This window comes from Vibrio kagoshimensis, assembly GCF_050337535.1.
Lineage (GTDB): Bacteria > Pseudomonadota > Gammaproteobacteria > Enterobacterales > Vibrionaceae > Vibrio > Vibrio gallaecicus.
Window position 1 is genome coordinate 26433 of sequence record NZ_JAKJSZ010000025.1, and the last position, 18770, is coordinate 45202.

The following is an 18770-nucleotide window of genomic DNA, read 5'->3' on the forward strand; positions in this document are numbered from 1 at the left end:
TCATTACATTGAAAATTTCATTAATTTCATATAGTTAAAACAACAAAGCTCAATTAAAGAGCACTTAGATCGATTAGCAACCACATCAAAACAATAGCTAAACATGGACAAAACAACCTAGTTTTAGCTAACTTTAATGCTACTTTTGGAAGCTTCAAAAGTAATACTTGAATAAACACCAAAAACAGTGCTATTCTAATAAGCATAAAGAGTATCAACCAAATCAAGGGGCAGTGTTATGATTTCTTCTTCACAAAAACAAGGGCTTGTAATGATCGCAGTAGTTGTTGGCCTAATGACACTGCCGATGATGTACTAAGCAACTTATAAAGTTACTAAAGAAAAAGGGACGCTAATGCGTCCCTTTTTCTTTATGAAATCGGATTATTTAGATAAAAAATGATGCGTGAGTACATCCCAATTGGCGTAATAAAAGCCAGCTGCTGCTAATGTCATCACTACCATCAATAAAATAGCCACTCGCCAGATAAATCGGCTACTCCTTGGTGTGAGCTCTTTTTCACAGTCATCACACATTAATATAAATTTAGCCTGATCTTCTAGTTCAGATTTATCATCCTTCACAACTTTATTACGACACGTCGCTACGTATCTTAGTTTACTCACTACATCATGAGGCAGCCGCTCTTCGCAACTTGTAATGAGTTCATGTAATCCTTCACCTTCAGCGTGATACTGAAGCCGTAATAACTTCTCAATGTTTCGAGTTCTTGTCACTACTTGTTCTATGTCTGTCATTTCGGCCCTCCTACTCTACTCATCATTCTAGTTGAGCATTTGCCTATTCTTCTATAAACCCTAATCTTTTTACGTGAGAAAGAGACAATAAATAACAATGCCTTATCCCTCACTAGTTTGTAAATGTGATGTCAGCCGAAAAATAACCATCTATCAATATGGGAATTAACGATATAGAGGCTTAACACACAACCTATAAACGCCCGTAACACTAAAATATCACCTACGATTATTTGGAGGGTTATATGCCTAGCACACTGTTTTTTGCCATTTTTACACTTGCCCTACTCGCTGGTTGGGTATTTGTGAGTTTTTATCGAAAACACATGCAAGGTGAAAATGCACCCGAACAAAAAGCTGATGTCACTATTTTAGATAAACAATCCATTGATCTTCCTGATGCTGAACCAGGACAAGAAGACCAAGAGTATTGGATATATGTACAAAAAGGTCGCATTGGTCCAAAACGTGAGTTTCAAGTGGGGATCCATTATTTCCATGCCCTATCTCCTGGGGATAAAGGCACAATGACCTACCAAGGTGATAAGTTTTTGCACTTTGCGTTAAAGCGATAGGTTTATCGATTAAGACTGCAGAGCGCTTCCCACGCTGCTCTGCAACTCATTTCTACAATTTAACCTATGGCTGCAATAACTCTACGGCAGTAACCAGCGAGTCTTACTTGATTTCGCCAACAACCAACTCATCCATAATGCCCCAGCCCCCCCAATCAATACCCACAGAGGTATAACCCAAGCAGGATGACCTTGATACCAACCAAACTCTTTCATCGGCCATAGGAAAATCGGATGTAACAGATAAATGCCCAAGCTGTATTTACTAACAAAGCTCACGAGTTGATTACTTTTATCTGAGAGCCCTTCTCCGAAATAACGACACAGTAAAAAAACCATGCTGGCAATAATCACGGTATTCAGCGTTTTATATGAAAGCCAGCGACCTACAGTGTATTTTTCAGCGGCCAAACTGGCATCCACGACCATAAATACGGTAGCAAATAACGCTAAACCACCAAGGGTGACAATCGACCACATAGTGGTTTTAGTTAACGGTACCTTTTTATAAAGGATGTAGCCTAACGGCAAGTAACCCGTGTAAAGCCATAATTCATGACTCCAAGGTCCATCAATACCGAGTAAAAACAGTAACGTTGTAAACAGCCACACACCAGTTAGGGCATAAATGCTTTTATCACCATATTTTCGAAGCATGATTTGTAAGAAAGGAATCACGAAATACAGAGGGATGAAGTAATAAAAGAAACCTAAATGGTAATAAGTGTAATGGTGATAACTTTCAGCCAATACTTGCCAACTCACACCGCTATCAAAGCCTTCTAATGACCAACCTGATAAATAGGTATAAAACAAAGACCAAACAATGAAAGGGATGAGAACTTTCCCCAACCGGCGCTGCACATAATATTTAGCGTCAAACGGGCGCTGGTCACTCAGCATAAGAGCACCAGTGATCAAGATAAAGACAGGAACCGCCCAGCGGCTAAAACCATTTACCGTGATAGCGGTAAACCATTCTCCAAATGGAATACTATTCAATTCATGACGATAAGGCGCCAATACATGAATAGCAATTACGGCAACCGCAGCGACACATCTTGCTAAGTCAAAAAACAATACTCGTTGCTTCATAGAGCTTTCTATTCCATTTAAGTATCTGATTAATATTCAATCATCAAACTATAGCAATAAAAAAGCTGACCGGTATACATGCCAAGTCAGCTTATTGTTAAAGGAGTTACATATCGCTTATTTAGGCTAGGCGGCTGAAGTTTGCGGAACCTTCGGTAGTCGAAGAGAAATCAAAGTGGTCAGTGCTAAGAAAGCGAAAGACACCCATAAACACGCTGACAAGCCAGCCATTTGGAATACCAAGCCAGATAAAATAGTACCAATCAAACGACCCATTGCATTCGCCATGTAGTAAAAACCGACATCAAGAGACACACCATCACCTTTCGCATAACTCACAATCAGGTATGAGTGTAGCGATGAGTTCACAGCAAAGATTGCCCCAAATATCATCAAACCACCGATGATAACCACTTCTGGTTGCCAGCCGATTTGAACAGCGTAAGCAATAGCAGCAGTTACAACCGCTAATGCTCCAGCCCATAATAAAGCAGCATACCCATCTGGTACTTTACCTTGGGCCTTACCGGTAATCTTAGGTGCGATACCTTGCACAAAACCATAAGCAATGGTCCAAGCCGCTAAAAAGCCGCCTACCCATGAATGGTTCCAACCAAACACACTGCCTAGGTAAATCGGCAACGCAATCACAAACCACACGTCACGAGCACCAAACAAAAACATTCGCGCCGCAGAAAGAATATTGATTGAGTCTGACTTGGAAAAAATTTGTTTAAACTTAGGTTTTGTTTTCGCTTTGCCCATATCTGCTTCTAGGCTTAATACGCTGCCAATGAAGACTAATGTGAGAACCGCAGCCATGGCGAGTACTGCATATTGGAAACCGATAGTCGAAAGCAGTAAGCCGCCAATGAAAAAGCCAGCGCCTTTAAGTGCATTCTTAGACCCTGTCAGAATCGCTATCCACTTATAAAGCGCACCCTGCTGCTCATCCGGCACTAAAGTCTTAATTGAGCTCTTGGCACTCATCTTGTTAAGATCTTTTGCAATGCCCGATAAAGCTTGCGCCGCCATGACCCATGGAATAGTCAACATTGCACTTGGCACTGCGAGCATGCCCAAGGCGACGACTTGCATCCCTAACCCGATGTTCATGGTCTTATTGAGACCAAGACGAGCCCCTAACCAACCGCCAATTAAGTTGGTCACCACACCAAAGAATTCATAGAAAAGAAACAGTGAGGCGATCTCTAACGAACTGTAGCCAAGGTCGTAGAAATACAACACCACCAGCATACGAAGAGCACCATCAGTAATGGTGAAGTTCCAATAATTGAATGTCACCAACATATATTGGCGAACACTTTTACTTAAGTTTGAAAACATACGTTTCTCACAAATTCAAACCATGGGCTCAAATAAAAAGAGCTTTTGGATCATGGTGTCCCAAAAGCCCTTTAACCAGTCTTAATCACTTAGCCTTACTATAACGAGCTATTAACTCGGTCTAGACCATTAATGATTACTGAGCAGCAACACCATGAATGTATTCAACTTGAATTGGTTTTGTAAAAGCACCTGGGCGAAGAGCTTGAACTTCCTGAACCACTTTTCCAATGTCCCAATTTTTTTCAAGTAACAGATGAGCAGCCAATAAACCAGTACGCCCCGAACCGCCCATACAATGCATAGCCACTTTGCCGCCATTATTCACTACATCATGCAGTGCTGGGCTAGCAGCTTGCCATTTCGAATCAAAATCAGAACCCGGAGCTCTATCATCTTCAATTTCAATTTGAAACCATTGCATACCAAGCTCTTGGGCTTTTTCACCCAGCTCAGAAACGCCTTTGCTTCCTAGTTCTGCGTCATCAAGCGCAGTCACAATCGCTTCAACACCTTGCGCTTTAAGCTGGGCAAGAGAATCATCAAGGTTCGATTCTTTCGTACCAGGGCACGGAGTCAGTACCAAAGCACCAGTTTCAAGGTTAAGTTCCCACGTTGGGTGAGCAGTAGAATTTGTCATTATTTTTCTCCTAGAAACCAAGGCTTACGCCAGACCAACAGTACGAACTAGCTCAGCAGTGCGAGTTGCGTAGCCCATTTCATTGTCATACCAAGCGTAGATTTTCAACATACGCTTACCAACTAACATGGTTGATTGCGCGTCAACAATCGTTGAACGTTGGTCGCCTTTGTAATCAATAGAAACCAGTGGGCGCTCTTCAAAGCCCAGAATGCCTTTTAACTCGTTTTCCGATGCTTCTTTAAGTAGCGCATTCACTTCCTCAACAGTCGTATCACGTTTCACATCAAAGATGATGTCGGTTAGTGATGCGTTCGCAAGAGGAACACGTACCGCATGACCATTAATTCGATCTTTTAGCTCAGGGAAAATTTCAACAATAGCGGTTGCACTACCTGTTGTTGTAGGGATAAGGCTCATGCCACATGCACGAGCGCGGCGTAAGTCTTTGTGAGGCGCATCAAGAATAGTCTGCGTATTGGTTAGATCATGAATGGTCGTAAACGCCGCCTGTTCAATACCTAGTTTTTCGTTAATTACCTTAACCACTGGGGCAATACAGTTAGTTGTACAAGAAGCGGCTGTCACAATCTTGTGTACTGCTGGATCGAAGATTTCATCGTTCACACCAACAACAATATTCGCAACGCCTTCTTCTTTCACTGGTGCAGAGACAACAACACGCTTCACGCCTTGCTCAAGGTATTTATTTAGGAAAGAAGTTTTACGATGAACACCTGTCGCTTCGATAACTACATCACAACCCGACCAATCAATAGCGTCAAGATCGCGCTCTTGAGTGGTTTTAATGCGCTGTCCATTGATGATCATCTCATCGCCTTCAACAGCAACTTCGTGGTTCCAGCGACCTTGCACTGAATCGAACTCAAGAAGGTGTGCCAATGTTGCTGTATCGCCAGCTACATCATTAATTTGTACGAATTCTAATTCAGCCCAGTCGAATGCCGCGCGAAGTGCTAGACGGCCAATACGACCAAAACCATTAATACCTACTTTAACTGTCATTGTCTTTTCTCTCAGCTAGTGGTGAAACTTAAATTTGGATTTAAACGCAACATACAGGGCGTGAGCTCATAGCTTCTAAACGCGTGATGTCTTGCTGGTATTCAATTTTCAAACAGTTTGATGCGATAAGGTCGTCGATCAACTTTAGCATCCAACCCGGTAAATCTTGTGACAGGCGATAAAAAACCCATTGCCCTTGGCGAACATCAGTCAAAATGCCACTCGAACGTAATTGCGCTAAGTGACGAGATATTTTTGGCTGACTTTCTTCTAATGCCTGTGTTAATTCACCAACCGATAAACAAGTCTGGCGTACTATCAACATTAAACAGCGCACTCTTGTTTCATCAGATAGTAATTTAAAGAATTGGTGAGGAAGCATAACTACATACTCATATATGGATATGCATATATATTAGTTATTAAAAAACGCACGTCAAGGCGTGCGTTAGTTTGTCATCAAATATTCATATTCAATGTTAGAGCTGCATGGTTTGGCTCCAACGCTGAGCTTGAACCAATTCATGCTGTACATCTTCAGCATTTAATCCTAACTGCTGGCAATAACCTTCAATACTTTTCCAATCAGCAAGCTCAAAGCTCTCTTCTAATGCTAATAGCACTCCATAGGGTCCTTCTCGGCGCAATAAGGCGACTTTAATGACTTTGCATAATGGGAGTTGATCGACAAGGTTTTCCAGCGACAGATCAAGTAGTGCATCCAACATGGAGAATAAGCCAATCATAAAGGCTTGTTCAGTATGGTTTTGAAAGGGCTGGTAGCGTGACATCAATTGGCAAAATTGAGCTCGCTGAAGAGATAAGTTAAGCAACTCTTTTGGCTTGGAGTCTGCAATATACGAAGCGACGGCGAGTGAAACAAACATCTTCAACTTATCTTGACCAAGATAAACAAGCGCTTGTCTAAAAGAGGATATCGTCACTTCAAGGCGAGGAGACATGGTATTCACAAAACGCAGTAACTTATAAGAAAGTGCCACATCTTTCGCAACAATACTTTCTACACGTTTAAAGTCCACATTAGCTTGGCAGACTTCTTGAAATAGCTCCATGGCAATGGCTTGCTCTGGACTCACGTATTTCGTTTTTATTATTTCTGGCTTACTAAAAAAATAACCTTGGAAGAATTTAAAACCAGCCTCTTTCGCTTGTTCAAACTCTTTCAATGTTTCTATTCTTTCAGCTAGAAAACTGTATTTTTGCCCATGATGCTCACGAACCAATTCACAGGCAGCATCAAGCCCCATCTGCATGATGTCGAGCTTAATAATGTGGACATATTTAAGAAATCGCTTCCACTCTTCAGTCAACGTGAAATCATCCAGCGCGATCATATAACCTTGCCGGTACAGATCTTTAATGGCTTCAAATAACTCATCTGTTGGCGAACATGTTTCCAACACTTCCACCACGACTTTATCTTTAGGTAGGCTCAATGGTAAGCGACGAATCAAGCTTTGATACGGAAAGTTGATGAAACAACGAGATGTAGGAATGGAAGGGTTTATCCCAACAGACAGGAAGTTTTCGACAATTAATCGATACGTCGCGCGATTAGATCCAATATGCGAAGGATAAGCATTTTTCTCCCCATCCCGAAAAAGCAGCTCATAACCTAATGTATGCTTTTTTCGGTTAAAGATCGGTTGGCGCGCGACGTACGTTGAAGTCATTGTCTTTCTATTTTAATCCGTTAAGCCGTTATTATCATTATGCTTTCGCGGCAGCAAGTAGAGCTCCACAGCCCATAAACATACCACCAAATACTTTATTAATTTTGCCCATTACGCGGTCAGAACGAATAAATCGACCCATTTGTGCCGCCAATGAAATGTAACCAAGCATTACGATACCATCAATAACAACTGTCGTAACACCTAGAACCAAAAGTTGTGGCATCTGAGGTTGCATTGGGTTTATAAATTGTGGGAAAAGTGCCACAAGGAAAACTATTGACTTAGGGTTGGTCAAATTAATCAACACTGCGTTACGCATAAGGTCCCAACTCGACTTAGTTCCTTCGCCGGTTTGTGCGATCAAACTTGAGCGATCTCGCCACTTTTGAACACCTAACCAAACTAAATAGATCACACCCACCCATTTGATAACAGAGAATGCTAGAGCCGATTTCGCGACCAAAGCACCAATACCTGCACCAACAAGAACAATATGAAAAGCAAGACCGAGTTGCAGGCCAATAATCGATGCTAATGACTTCCTCGTCCCATAACTCAAACCATTACTGATTGAGTTAACGGTACCAGAACCAGGTGCTAGGCTAAAAAGAATAGCGGTAACAACATAAGCTAACCAAACATGAGTATCCATTGCATTTCCTTATGAGTTCATTAATCTAATATCATTAGTAGCGACTACGCTCTCACTGTTTCACTTAGGCATTTTCATCATGGAAAATTCAGGTGCCACGCACCCTTCTTATACGCAAGAGCATCAGTTCGAGCAAGCGATTAAACACCCAATAGCCAACCTTTGGCAACAAAGAAATGAAGGTTATGTTACAACATCCCATAAAAGAAAATCATACTGGTGCAGTTATACCCATCCTGAACACAATAAAGTCATTGTCATTGTTAATGGGCGTATTGAGTCATGCTGGAAATACCAAGAGCTTTTCTACGACCTTTTTCAAAAAGGCTACGATATTTATTCCTTTGATCATCAAGGGCAAGGATTATCAGAACGATTGGTAAAAGACTCTGACATTGGGCACATCCAAGAATTTGATGATTATGTCGCTGACATGGCAACTTTAGTGAAAAGCTTCCAGATAGAGCGCTATAAAGAACGCTACTTATTAGGTCATTCTATGGGAAGTACGATATCAACTCGGTACTTGCAAACCACACCGGAACATACTTTTGATAAAGTCGCACTGTGTGCCCCAATGTATGGTGTAAATACAGAATGGTACTTAAAACCAGTGGCACTAATACTAAGCCAACTGCTAACAGCCATTAGTACAAAAGCAACCTATGCTCCAGGACAAAAGGAATACTTCCAAAAACCATTTGAAGATAATCCTTTAACGCAAAGTAACGTTCGCTATCAATGGTTTCGTAAACTCTATGAAGAAAAACCCGAATTGAAAGTGGGCGGCGCCAGCACTCGCTGGGTATGGCAAGGTCTGATGGCTGCTAAGCAATGTATTCAGCAAACTCGCCAAATTCAAATCCCCTTACTGATTGTTCAAGCCGGAAGCGAGAGGATTGTGAGTAATGAAGCTCAAGTTCGTTTTATCAAAAAACTGGCTAAAACCAACCCTTTCTGCCAATTTAAGATCATTAACAATGCGCAGCATGAAGTGCTCTTTGAAAAAGATCAGTATCGAAACCAAACACTGGATGCCATTTGTGATTTTTTAAGCGCTCAAGATAAGCGCTGAACAATAGCAAACTAGCTAAAGAGGAAGAGAAGTCAGTGACCTTTACCCTCTTTTCTTTCTCTGTTTTCGCATACAATTTGTAGGTCAAAAAAACGATGCTAGATCACTAGCATTCATAACAACGCAATGAGGGCTAAATGACTACTTCTGCATTAAAAGATACCGTTAAAATTGTCGCGTCAGATCTCGATGGCACACTACTCGCTCCAAACCACCAGCTCAGCGACTTTACTAAGCAAACCCTCACTGAATTGCACCAGCAAGGTTATACCTTCATTTTTGCTACTGGTCGTCACCATGTAGATGTTGCAGGCATTCGCGAGCAAACCGGCATTCCTGCCTACATGATCACATCCAACGGTGCACGTGTTCATGACTTAAATGATAACCTCACCTACGCAAAGAACATTCCTGCTCACCTAGTTCAACAAGTTGTTGATGTCCTTAAAGATGATCCGGAAATTTTCATTCATATTTACATGAATGACGAATGGCTAATGAACCGTGATGACGAAGGCATGAAGAACTTCCATGACCAAACCGGATTCACTTATCGTTTATTTGACATCAACAATGCCCCTCAAGAAGGTATTGCTAAAATTTTCTTCACTCACCCTAACCAAGAACACGAATACCTTGTTCCGTTTGAAGACAAACTCAATGAGCTATTGGGTGACAAGCTAAACATCGCATTCTCAACACCTTGGTGTTTAGAAGTGATGGCGGATGAAGTATCTAAAGGTCACGCTTTAGAAGCCGTGGCTAAATCTATGAATTTAGGCTTGGAGCATTGTATTGCCTTTGGTGATGGAATGAATGATGCTGAGATGCTTTCAATGGCTGGCAAAGGCTTAGTGATGGGTACATCTCATGAAAAAGTATTGAAAGCTTTACCAAATAATGAAGTAATTGGTAGCAACGCCGATGACGCTGTCGCTCATTATCTGCATGAGCACTTGCTGTAAGCGATTAGCGAGCTGTATTTAGCCTAAAAAAAGCAACCACTCGGTTGCTTTTTATCCTTCCAACAGACAGTTTAACTGCGCTTCGGTAATGTCTCTTTACTTAAAATTGCCGTCCATTCTGCTTCTGAAACGGGCATGATTGATAAGCGGTTTCCACGTTTGACCAAAGGCATATTTTCAAGCTCAGGCATCGCTTTTAATGTCGCAAGGGGTATAAGCCTTTTTGTTACTCGTACAAACTCGACATCAACCATGATCCACCTAGGATTCTCTTGGGTAGATTTTGGATCGTAATCATCGCTTTCCGGATCTAACTGAAAATGATCGGGGTACGCTTCTCGGGTCACTTTTGCAATCCCTGCTACCCCAACCTTTTTGCATGAAGAATGATAGATCAGCACTAAATCACCCAACTTCACATCATCACGCATCATATTTCTTGCTTGATAATTGCGCACCCCCTCCCAACAGGAGGAGTTTTGTGTCCGTAATGTGTTAATTGAGAATGTGTCGGGTTCTGTTTTAAATAACCAATATGCCATAATAAATCCAGTTAACGGTTGCTCATAGGAAGATATAACATGAAGGCATTTAAAAACCCAGCAACGTGGCTGGCTATTCTGGCACTTCAAGGCTGCAGCTCCGCACCTGAAGTTGTCACTGAACCTGAGTTACCACCAGCAACTTTAGATGAACCTAAAAGCATTCAACCTCAAACATTCATCATGCGTGGGCAAGTGGTTGTCGGACATGAGACCCGAACCTTCACTCCTTGTGGTAGCCAGCAACAATACTGGTTAGATCTCCCTAAAGGCGCGCTTCAACAAGCACTGGCTCTGCCTTCAAGACCTTATCAAACCATGTATGGTGAGATGATTGGTCACCTTAGTGTTCCCAGCCAAACAGGCTATAACGCAGATTTCACAGCTCGCTTTGTTGTTGAGCAAGTCAATTTACTGACTACAGAAAACCCTGAACGATGCTCTCAACCGCTTCGCCCGACTCGTGCCTTTGGTACAGAACCTTTTTGGTCTGCATCTTTTAACAAAGACCAAATTACTTATACCCCAATGGGTGATAAACCACAGAATCTTGCTATCCAATCAAGTCGAGTAAGCGCTGATAAAAGGCAATATAGCCTGAATGACGGTGATCTTGAGCTACAAAAAGAAACCTGTAACGATGGAATGAGCGATTCAATATACGGTTGGAAATCTCAACTTACTATTGGGAGTAAAGACTTAGATGGGTGCGCAACTGTAGCGAATGTCGACTCAACTCTGGATTGGTCTGGGCTATATTTTGCTAGCTCAACGGATAACATAGGGTTTTCTGTTCAACTAGAGCTGCATGACAACCATAGTGCAACGACCACTTATTCTTATACTTCCGGCGAGCCATCTATTATCGAGCAAGGCTTCTGGCAACAGTTAAATAAAGATCAAGTGCAAGTAGTAATGACACAGCATCAACAGCAATATTTAATATCAGAACGAATCTTTACTCGTGATGGTTATCAGTTAACTGCAGAAAAAGAAAAAGTTGGTAACGTGGTTTACCCTATCTCGAATGGGGGGCTTACCTTATTTAGAGCAAAATCAACGCTAAGCACTCAAGTTGAAAAAGCATCAAATACATCCGTAGATTTATCGGCAAAACAGATAAACTCCAGCTCCGCTTTTAATCAAGACGTCGACAATGCCATTCGTCGATATTTCAAGATCCACCAAACCTCCCCAGACAACACCAAATATAGGTGGCTGACCTATGACCTCAATGGTGATGGAAATGATGAACTGTTAGCGCAGTTAGATTGGTGCGGCTCCGGTGGGTGTACATTGCTTATCTTTGAAAACCATAATGATGATTGGCGTTTCAATAGTCGTATCACCCTAGTACAAGATGATATTCGATTAGGCAAAAACCAAAATCATGGCTGGCAAGATCTTATCTTCAATGTTCGAGGTGGAGGAGCAACGCCAGCTCAACACAAATTAAGCTACACCGGAGTAAGCTATCCAATGAACCCGAGTGTAGCACCGGTTGTTCAAGGTAATAATGTAACTGACGTAATACTCTTCGCTGACAAAATCACTCCAGTACAAGACGGAGTCATGCTGTAATGCAAGAGCAGCAAGAGCAGCAAGAGCAGCAAGAGCTAAAAGTATGTACTGGTTGTGGGTTTAAGCACCAATGCATTTGCGATCAAACACCACAAGTGGACAGCTCGATTGAGTTAGCGCTCTTAACTCATGAGAACGAGCATTCTCGCGAAACCAATACCGGAAAGCTGCTCAACCAAACCCTAGAAAACTGCCACGTATATACATGGCAGAGAAAAGAGCCTCCGATAGAGTTGCTTAAAAAGATTGCTCAGCCTAAGCTTCAGGCGTTTGTTCTCTTCCCTAGTGAAACCAGCCAATCTTGTCAGCAAATCATAAAAAGCCTGCCTGCGAGCCAAGAGCGTATCCAGCCACTATTTATTATGCTGGACGGAACCTGGCAAGAAGCAAAGAAGATGCTCAATAAAAGCCCATGGCTAAAATCATTACCCGCGATTCATCTGCAAACCACTCAAGATTCCCTGTATACACTAAGGCGAAACCAAGAAACTGGTCATTTATGCACTTGTGAAGTCGGTATCCAATTGCTTAGAGAGCTCAACCAAGATCAGCAAGCTGACCAAATTGAGCAGTACTTTGAACAGTATTTACAAGTCTATAAAGCGGATAAGTGCGGGCATAAACTGCAGTAAGCAGCTAAGGTAACAACACAAACAATAAAGGGAAGCTAGCGCTTCCCTTTATTGCAAATCATATGCATGGATGTTTCACGTGGAACGTCAGCCCCTTTATTCTCATCCACTTTAAACCTTATGATTATAAGCAGATTGCCAAGCTCCACTGAGCACAAGTCAACGCGTTAGAACAAACGCTTCGGTTCACTAAAGTAAAAGCCTTGCAAATAATCAACCCCCATATCTTCAACAATTTCACAAACCTGCTGATTATGAACAAATTCAGCGACCGTCTTTGCATTCAATATCTGGCATAAACTCACCAGTTGTTGTGCTATTTTTCTTTGCTTCTCATCTTGGTCAATATTGCGAATCAAGCTGCCATCTAATTTGATGACTTGCGGTTCGAGTTTTAATATTTCATCAATGTTCGAGTACCCCGAGCCAAAATCATCCACAATAATATTCACCCCTAAATCGCGGAAGTGATTACATACCTCTATCAGACGGCTGTAATCCTTAATTTGTTCTGTCTCTAAGACTTCTAACCCAATACGCTGCGGGTGGCTTATCAATCCAATGGCATCTTCCAAGTGATATAAGGTTTTCTCATTGGTTAGGTCTTGAGGAGATAGATTGATCGAAAAAGAGTCGGTTCTTTCACTCATGCACTCAAACGTTCGAGTAATCATCTGTCGACTGAGACGAGTGTATAGGTGTGTACCTTCTATAATAGGTAGAAATTTACCTGGTGCGATGAGTTCTCCATCTTCTTCAATACGAACCAAACATTCATAGCTTTCCACTTGATGGGTATGAGCTGCCACGATAGGCTGAGCACAAGCGACCACGTTTTTATGTAAAACCGCACGGCTAACACAAGATAACCAGCCAAGTTGCTCTTGCCTTTCTTGTTCTAACTTAATTAAGGTTCGAGCATTCACTAGGTGTTTATTATTACGTACCGCATCACGGCGCGCTTCTATCGACTTAAGCAGTAAATCGTCAGTTGATAAATTAGGAAAGTCGCAACGGCTCGCTAAGCCAGCACTTAGAGACACCGACAAGTAATCAATATCAGGTAGCCCCATCGGCTCAAAGTTTACATGCTCTGTTGTATCTGCAAATTCAGAGAAACGCATTTGTATAAACTCTTCACTCTGCATACTTTCAAATACCACCGCCCACTCACCGATACCAATGCTGTACAACAAGCAGTCTTTATCAAATAGCTTCCAAAGAGCTTTTTGAAAGTACTCACTTAAATCATTCAATAGCTGATCACCCACGTGATAGCCATATTTTTCATTTATCTGGCTGAAGTTACTCACCTTTAAGCTCAATAAATGGCTTGATGGCTTCATCTGCGCGAGCTTTTCTCTCAATACACTACGATTTGGTAACTGAGTCCGACGATCTACTCGATAACTCGCCGTCAATTCTGTCGCTTGTTTTTGTATTTTACTCGTCATGGTTTGGTTCATGTCATCAACATCAACAAGCGCATTTCGGATCAAAGAAAATAATGGCGATATTGCACTTGCCGTTTTATTGATAGGTGTGGCTTGTTCGCTAGAGTGAACCCCTTCTCTCAATGCTATATAGGTCAAACTATGGTGCAATAATCGCTGCTGGTCATCATCTCTGAACAGCTCCCCCATACAATATACACCAAAGCTATCTGCCAAATTTTGGAACACAGAAACTTCTTGGTTGCCTTCAATGAAATCAAGACGCGAGGTACAGTTATAAATAAAAAATTGCTCGGGAGCGTGACTAGCGACTTGCTGCACACCATTCCGCACTTGCTCTAGGGTCAGCGATGGATGGTCGTAACAAAAACGAACCTCATCACCTACATTAAACTCCCCATTAAACTCAAGCGCATTATCGTCGACAATTCTCATCGGTAAAAAAATACTTTGGTCTTTAGGCTCACCAACCATTAATGGAAAATCATGCAATTGCTCTAAAGGTACTTCTAGACCATCCGCTAAATAATGATTATAAAGTTCTCTTACTGGGCGACCATCCAGTTCATAAACCAATTTCCCATCAGCGGCAGTCACGCAGAATGTTTTACCTATTGGGTTCCACTCGGTGTAAAAGCCTTTGGCAATAGCCAAATCGGAGCCATGCAGAGCCACCATCACATAAGCATTTTCATAACAACAACCATCCAACATGACCCAGCGGCCGTAATCAGTAATCGTCGAAGCACCACCAGCAATCGGGATTTGCAATCGAGAGTGATTGAATGAGGAAAAAAGAGCTTGTTTGCTCATATTCATTCGGTCGGCAAAGCAAATAATGGCTTGAGTATGCTTAGTGCATTCTAATTGGTGCCACATTTGCGCGCTGTCGGTTGCTAAGTCATCACTATATGAGACAAGGCTGCAAGAAAGGGAAACTGAAGAGAAGCGAGTGATAATAAGATAAAGGCCTTGATACTCTATTTCACCTTTACGAATAAAATGATTTGCGCTTGCGCCAATGAGCTGAGCGTTGGGGAAAGTCTTTTTAATCTCCAGACATGCAGATTCAACTCGACTCTTTTCAAATGAAGAAAAGACCTGAATTAATAGTTTTTCATTAGATAAAAAAGAGACCTGACTTAACTCCGTTTGAAGTTGGTCAAAATCTTGTACCAAGATTGAAATAGACTGCATATTCACATTAATCTTTAGGTTAATGGCTTGTTATTCTGCTCGCATTTCTAGTGCTATGCACGTAATAAAACTGATAGCTTTATTAATAATGTGAGGTCCGTGTCATCCAGTTTATGGAATGCGCCACCAATATACAGTTAATTTCTTTCGTTTTTTGCTAAAACAAGCGTTTCGGTTTACCTAAATGATAACCTTGCAAATAGTCGACACCCATATCCTTTGTAATATCACAAACTGCCTGATTATGAACAAACTCGGCCACAGTTTTCGCATTGAAAACCTGGCACAATCGCACGAGCTGTGAAGCAATTTTTCGTTGCTTAATATCTTGATCTATATTTCGAATCAAACTGCCATCTAACTTAATAATTTGTGGCTCAAGCTTAATGATTTCATCGATATTCGAATACCCAGCACCAAAGTCATCCACTATGATACGAGCCCCGAGTGCACGAAAGTGGTTACACACTTCAATCATACGACCATAGTCTTTTATTTGTTCTGACTCTAAGACTTCCAAACCAAGTCGAGTGGGATCATTCATATTCAGGATTGAACTTTCTAGCACTTCGAGCGTTTTGTCACTAAACAAATCTTGAGGGGATAGGTTAATGGAAAATGAACCTTGTTTATCCGCCATATACCCTAAAGTACTCTTTATCATATGTCGGCTGAGTCTAGTGTATAGGTGCGTATCAGTAATAATAGGCAGGAACTTACCCGGCATGACTATTTTGCCATCCGGCTCCATGATTCTCACTAAACACTCTTGAGCAATCACTTCATGGGTTCTGGCCGAAACAATCGGCTGTGTGTAAGTAATGATTTTTTGGTCTAGGATTGCGCGGCTCACACAACTTAACCAACCTATGCGTTCTTTACGATCCTCTTCACTAACCTGAATATCTTTTGCATTGGTAATGTGGGTATTGTTTCGAACACCATAACGCCTTGCTTCGATGGCTTTGAGTAATATCTCTTCACCAGTTTCATTTAAAAAATCACACCGGCTGGCAAACCCACCACATAAAGAAACAGAAAGGTAATCTACGTCAGATAAACCATAAGGCTCAAAGTTAATTCGTTCGATATCATCGGAAAACTGAACAAATTTTTGCTTAATAAGATGACTTTCAGTATTGGCGTTGAAAATCAGCGCCCACTCTCCAACTCCAATACTAAACAAGCTTATCTTCAGTGGTATCTGGCTCAGCCTTTTTTCAAGGCGACGAATGAAGTGACTAGATAGGTCGAGTAACAGTTGGTCACCAACTTGATAGCCATATTTTTCGTTCACATGATTAAAATTAGTCAGCTTTAAAGTAAGCAAGTGCTCACTGAATGCGAGCTCATTCAACCGCTCTTTTAAAGCCATCCGATTCGGCAAACCAGTCCTAGAATCAATGCGGTAATTATCCGTTAGCTTTCTTGCTTGCTGATGCAGCTTCTTTTCCATTTCAGCATTTATCTGATCCAGGTCTGCCACTGCATTTCGCACTAAATTCAATAATGGGGAGACGGTTGACTCTGACTTTTGCTCAGAACGATAAAACTCTCTAAGGTCTTGAGATTCACGTATCGCGAGGTAGGTTAAACTATGGTGCAAAATTTCTTGCTTTCCGTTGTCATAATATAACTCCCCCATGCAATACGCCCCTGTCGTTTCAGCAATTCCTTTAAACGGCATTAGCTCTGTTGTGCCATCAATGAATTCTAGACGAGAAGCACAGTTGTAGATAAAGACGGATTCGGGCTGATGAATAGACAGAACTTCTGCCCCATGACGTACTTTTTCAGAGGTGAGAGATGGGTGGTTATAACAAAACTGAGCATATTGACCGGATTCCCAAACACTGTCGAACTCAATACTGCCGTCACTGTTAATCCGGAGTGGCGTTGATATACCTTTCTCTTTGCCTGACTCCCGATACAGCGGAAAACTCATCATCTGGTTAAGCGGTAGATCTTTACCATCAGACAAATAATGCTTAAACACTTCAAAGATTGGCTTGTCGTTTAAAGAGTATACTCGACGACCTTCAGCTTTGGTCACGCGTAACTTCATTCCAATAGGGTTCCACTCTGAGTATGCGTCCGACCATACTTTTAGGTCAGGGTTAGTGAGTGAGACCGCCACACAAGCATGCTGGTAAACATCAGCATTATGTAAGACCCAACGACCAAATTTGTTTTCTTGACACAAACCACCAGCAACAGGGACCACATAAGGGAGCTGTTCAAATGCGCTGTAAATTGGATAGTCCCGCGCATTCAGCTGATCGCTTAAGCTAATCACAGCTTGTGTGTCTGAGGATATTCGCAGTTGTTCAACGAGGAATTGGCTATCTCTTTCCGGCAGTTCCGTAAAAACTTGTACGGCTGAAGTTAAACGAGTATGTGAGAACTCGCTGATTATAAGAATTGTGCCAGTATTTTGAAGCAGGTTATCACGGATAATATTACAAGCACTTTGCCCAATAATAATAGGGGAAGGAACCTTAGAAAGGGCAACACGAGCAAAGCTTTGGGCGACATCAGCAGGTTGAGTAGAAAATAATTGAATGAGATAACTATGATTAGTATTCCATTCATGTTCCATCAACTGAGACTCTAATAGTTCCTCAGTATGAGCTAAAAAAGTATACGTTTGCATGCCAAGCCTTGTTCACAATTTATAATTATTAACGTGTTGGCAACCACTGTTTCTAATCTTTAATGCTGTGGTGACCCTTTAGGTGATTCCTAATTAATCACCAATGTATCAACTCAGTCTTATAAATGCGAATTATTAAGCAATCTGAATGTTTTATATTAATATCAGTAAATCACTGATTTGGGTGATTTCTAAATCAGGTAACGCTCGCATTTTTGACGTGTGGTAAGGCGTTTTACCTTGGTCATTAAACCAGCAAGCTTGATAACCATTTCGTTTTGCACCTAAAACATCCGTAATTGGGTGGTCACCAACATGTAATATTTCGGCAGGGTTCACGTTTAAGAATTGTTGAGCTCGGTCAAACATATCTGGATGTGGCTTTGCTCGTCCATCTGGACCGGCTCTAAGTATCAATTGGAAATAAGATCCTAAACCAATTTTGTGAGGATCCACGTTGCCATTCGTTATAGCCACTAAAGGCATTTTCTGGCTTAACTTAGCCAAAACACGATGAGTCTCTTGCGGTACATCAACTTGGTTACGTAACCATAACGCATGAGCAATGCCTTCTTGTGCGGCATGTTGAGCTTTAGATCGCTCATACCCCAGCATAAGCAAACCTTGCTCAATTTGGGTTTGACGCCATAAAGTAACATCGTGCTTGAGCATGGGGTTTTTGATCGCAGCGTCTTGTTTAACTTGTTGCCAACGTTCGAGACTGATAGAAGCTGATACAGGATGATGTTGATGTAACCAAAGCACCATCTCACGCTCAACCTTCATAATGACAGGCCAGTTGTCATAAAGCGTATCATCCAAATCGAACGTCATCGCTTTAATGGGAGTAATGCCTCGGTACACATGCATTCTAATAAAC

The 18770-nt window shown here is 41.7% G+C and carries 17 protein-coding genes; 5 read left to right on the top strand and 12 right to left on the bottom strand.

All coding sequences use genetic code 11. The features are described from left to right. Nucleotides 1-384 precede the first annotated feature (384 nt). Nucleotides 385-759, bottom strand: a complete 375-nt coding sequence (locus L4C37_RS19785) for a DUF4145 domain-containing protein (RefSeq protein ID WP_137375486.1) — start codon at nucleotides 757-759, stop codon at nucleotides 385-387. A gap of 245 nt (nucleotides 760-1004) precedes the next feature. Between L4C37_RS19785 and L4C37_RS19790 the strand changes: the two genes are divergently transcribed. After that, nucleotides 1005-1334, top strand: a complete 330-nt coding sequence (locus tag L4C37_RS19790) for a DUF2500 domain-containing protein (RefSeq protein WP_137375485.1) — start codon at nucleotides 1005-1007, stop codon at nucleotides 1332-1334. Nucleotides 1335-1415: 81 nt separating this feature from the next. Here L4C37_RS19790 and L4C37_RS19795 read toward each other — a convergent pair whose 3' ends face one another. The 7 genes from L4C37_RS19795 to rhtB form a co-directional block, all read right to left on the bottom strand. Continuing rightward, the gene (locus L4C37_RS19795; RefSeq protein ID WP_429769588.1) at nucleotides 1416-2429 is read right to left on the bottom strand and encodes an acyltransferase; all 1014 of its coding nucleotides are present in this window, start codon (nucleotides 2427-2429) and stop codon (nucleotides 1416-1418) included. 126 nt (nucleotides 2430-2555) lie between these two features. Beyond that, on the bottom strand, nucleotides 2556-3776 hold the full coding sequence (gene arsJ / locus L4C37_RS19800; RefSeq protein WP_429769590.1) for an organoarsenical effux MFS transporter ArsJ: 1221 nt from the start codon (nucleotides 3774-3776) through the stop codon (nucleotides 2556-2558). Nucleotides 3777-3912: 136 nt separating this feature from the next. Beyond that, nucleotides 3913-4416, bottom strand: coding sequence for a cyclin-dependent kinase inhibitor 3 family protein (locus tag L4C37_RS19805; protein WP_372266350.1), 504 nt, complete (start codon nucleotides 4414-4416; stop codon nucleotides 3913-3915). 24 nt (nucleotides 4417-4440) lie between these two features. After that, entirely contained in the window at nucleotides 4441-5442 is a 1002-nt protein-coding gene (locus tag L4C37_RS19810) for an ArsJ-associated glyceraldehyde-3-phosphate dehydrogenase (RefSeq protein WP_137375481.1), read from the bottom strand. A 40-nt stretch (nucleotides 5443-5482) separates the two neighbouring features. Next, complete coding sequence (locus tag L4C37_RS19815; RefSeq protein ID WP_429769592.1) at nucleotides 5483-5824, bottom strand: metalloregulator ArsR/SmtB family transcription factor; 342 nt, start codon at nucleotides 5822-5824, stop codon at nucleotides 5483-5485. Nucleotides 5825-5921: 97 nt separating this feature from the next. Continuing rightward, complete coding sequence (locus L4C37_RS19820; protein WP_137375479.1) at nucleotides 5922-7136, bottom strand: EAL and HDOD domain-containing protein; 1215 nt, start codon at nucleotides 7134-7136, stop codon at nucleotides 5922-5924. Nucleotides 7137-7173: 37 nt separating this feature from the next. Further along, a complete protein-coding gene (gene rhtB / locus L4C37_RS19825; protein ID WP_429769594.1) occupies nucleotides 7174-7791 on the bottom strand; it encodes a homoserine/homoserine lactone efflux protein in 618 nt (205 codons plus the stop codon). 79 nt (nucleotides 7792-7870) lie between these two features. On the opposite strand from rhtB, the gene L4C37_RS19830 reads away from it, so the two are divergent. Together L4C37_RS19830 and L4C37_RS19835 are read left to right on the top strand one after the other, a co-directional pair. Next, nucleotides 7871-8866 carry an alpha/beta fold hydrolase gene (locus L4C37_RS19830; RefSeq protein WP_273296077.1) on the top strand — a complete coding sequence of 332 codons (996 nt, stop codon included), beginning with the start codon at nucleotides 7871-7873 and terminating at the stop codon, nucleotides 8864-8866. Between the two features lie 137 nt (nucleotides 8867-9003). Continuing rightward, the gene (locus L4C37_RS19835) at nucleotides 9004-9831 is read left to right on the top strand and encodes a Cof-type HAD-IIB family hydrolase (protein ID WP_273296078.1); all 828 of its coding nucleotides are present in this window, start codon (nucleotides 9004-9006) and stop codon (nucleotides 9829-9831) included. A 71-nt stretch (nucleotides 9832-9902) separates the two neighbouring features. Here L4C37_RS19835 and L4C37_RS19840 read toward each other — a convergent pair whose 3' ends face one another. Then, entirely contained in the window at nucleotides 9903-10373 is a 471-nt protein-coding gene (locus L4C37_RS19840) for an EVE domain-containing protein (protein WP_429769596.1), read from the bottom strand. A 39-nt stretch (nucleotides 10374-10412) separates the two neighbouring features. Between L4C37_RS19840 and L4C37_RS19845 the strand changes: the two genes are divergently transcribed. Then, nucleotides 10413-11954 (top strand): COG3650 family protein, encoded by a 1542-nt coding sequence (locus L4C37_RS19845; RefSeq protein ID WP_429769598.1) that lies wholly within the window; start codon nucleotides 10413-10415, stop codon nucleotides 11952-11954. Further along, entirely contained in the window at nucleotides 11954-12586 is a 633-nt protein-coding gene (locus L4C37_RS19850) for a tRNA-uridine aminocarboxypropyltransferase (protein WP_429769600.1), read from the top strand. The genes L4C37_RS19845 and L4C37_RS19850 overlap by 1 nt, the downstream gene beginning before the upstream one ends. Before the next feature lie 167 nt (nucleotides 12587-12753). Here the strand turns inward: L4C37_RS19850 and L4C37_RS19855 are convergent, their stop codons facing one another. From L4C37_RS19855 to yigB, 3 genes are all read right to left on the bottom strand, one after another. Beyond that, nucleotides 12754-15237, bottom strand: coding sequence for a bifunctional diguanylate cyclase/phosphodiesterase (locus L4C37_RS19855; RefSeq protein ID WP_429769602.1), 2484 nt, complete (start codon nucleotides 15235-15237; stop codon nucleotides 12754-12756). A gap of 157 nt (nucleotides 15238-15394) precedes the next feature. Beyond that, on the bottom strand, nucleotides 15395-17890 hold the full coding sequence (locus L4C37_RS19860) for a bifunctional diguanylate cyclase/phosphodiesterase (protein WP_429769604.1): 2496 nt from the start codon (nucleotides 17888-17890) through the stop codon (nucleotides 15395-15397). Between the two features lie 153 nt (nucleotides 17891-18043). After that, nucleotides 18044-18760, bottom strand: coding sequence for a 5-amino-6-(5-phospho-D-ribitylamino)uracil phosphatase YigB (yigB, locus tag L4C37_RS19865; protein WP_429769606.1), 717 nt, complete (start codon nucleotides 18758-18760; stop codon nucleotides 18044-18046). Nucleotides 18761-18770: the final 10 nt, after the last annotated feature.

Coding starts and splice junctions, on each gene's coding strand:
- yigB (WP_429769606.1), bottom strand. CDS start 18,760: ATGCATGTGTACCGAGGCATTACTCCCATTAAAGCGATGACGTTCGAT.
- L4C37_RS19785 (WP_137375486.1), bottom strand. CDS start 759: ATGACAGACATAGAACAAGTAGTGACAAGAACTCGAAACATTGAGAAG.
- L4C37_RS19810 (WP_137375481.1), bottom strand. CDS start 5,442: ATGACAGTTAAAGTAGGTATTAATGGTTTTGGTCGTATTGGCCGTCTA.
- rhtB (WP_429769594.1), bottom strand. CDS start 7,791: ATGGATACTCATGTTTGGTTAGCTTATGTTGTTACCGCTATTCTTTTT.
- L4C37_RS19860 (WP_429769604.1), bottom strand. CDS start 17,890: ATGCAAACGTATACTTTTTTAGCTCATACTGAGGAACTATTAGAGTCT.
- L4C37_RS19820 (WP_137375479.1), bottom strand. CDS start 7,136: ATGACTTCAACGTACGTCGCGCGCCAACCGATCTTTAACCGAAAAAAG.
- arsJ (WP_429769590.1), bottom strand. CDS start 3,776: ATGTTTTCAAACTTAAGTAAAAGTGTTCGCCAATATATGTTGGTGACA.
- L4C37_RS19855 (WP_429769602.1), bottom strand. CDS start 15,237: ATGCAGTCTATTTCAATCTTGGTACAAGATTTTGACCAACTTCAAACG.
- L4C37_RS19845 (WP_429769598.1), top strand. CDS start 10,413: ATGAAGGCATTTAAAAACCCAGCAACGTGGCTGGCTATTCTGGCACTT.
- L4C37_RS19850 (WP_429769600.1), top strand. CDS start 11,954: ATGCAAGAGCAGCAAGAGCAGCAAGAGCAGCAAGAGCTAAAAGTATGT.
- L4C37_RS19805 (WP_372266350.1), bottom strand. CDS start 4,416: ATGACAAATTCTACTGCTCACCCAACGTGGGAACTTAACCTTGAAACT.
- L4C37_RS19830 (WP_273296077.1), top strand. CDS start 7,871: ATGGAAAATTCAGGTGCCACGCACCCTTCTTATACGCAAGAGCATCAG.
- L4C37_RS19840 (WP_429769596.1), bottom strand. CDS start 10,373: ATGGCATATTGGTTATTTAAAACAGAACCCGACACATTCTCAATTAAC.
- L4C37_RS19795 (WP_429769588.1), bottom strand. CDS start 2,429: ATGAAGCAACGAGTATTGTTTTTTGACTTAGCAAGATGTGTCGCTGCG.
- L4C37_RS19835 (WP_273296078.1), top strand. CDS start 9,004: ATGACTACTTCTGCATTAAAAGATACCGTTAAAATTGTCGCGTCAGAT.
- L4C37_RS19815 (WP_429769592.1), bottom strand. CDS start 5,824: ATGCTTCCTCACCAATTCTTTAAATTACTATCTGATGAAACAAGAGTG.
- L4C37_RS19790 (WP_137375485.1), top strand. CDS start 1,005: ATGCCTAGCACACTGTTTTTTGCCATTTTTACACTTGCCCTACTCGCT.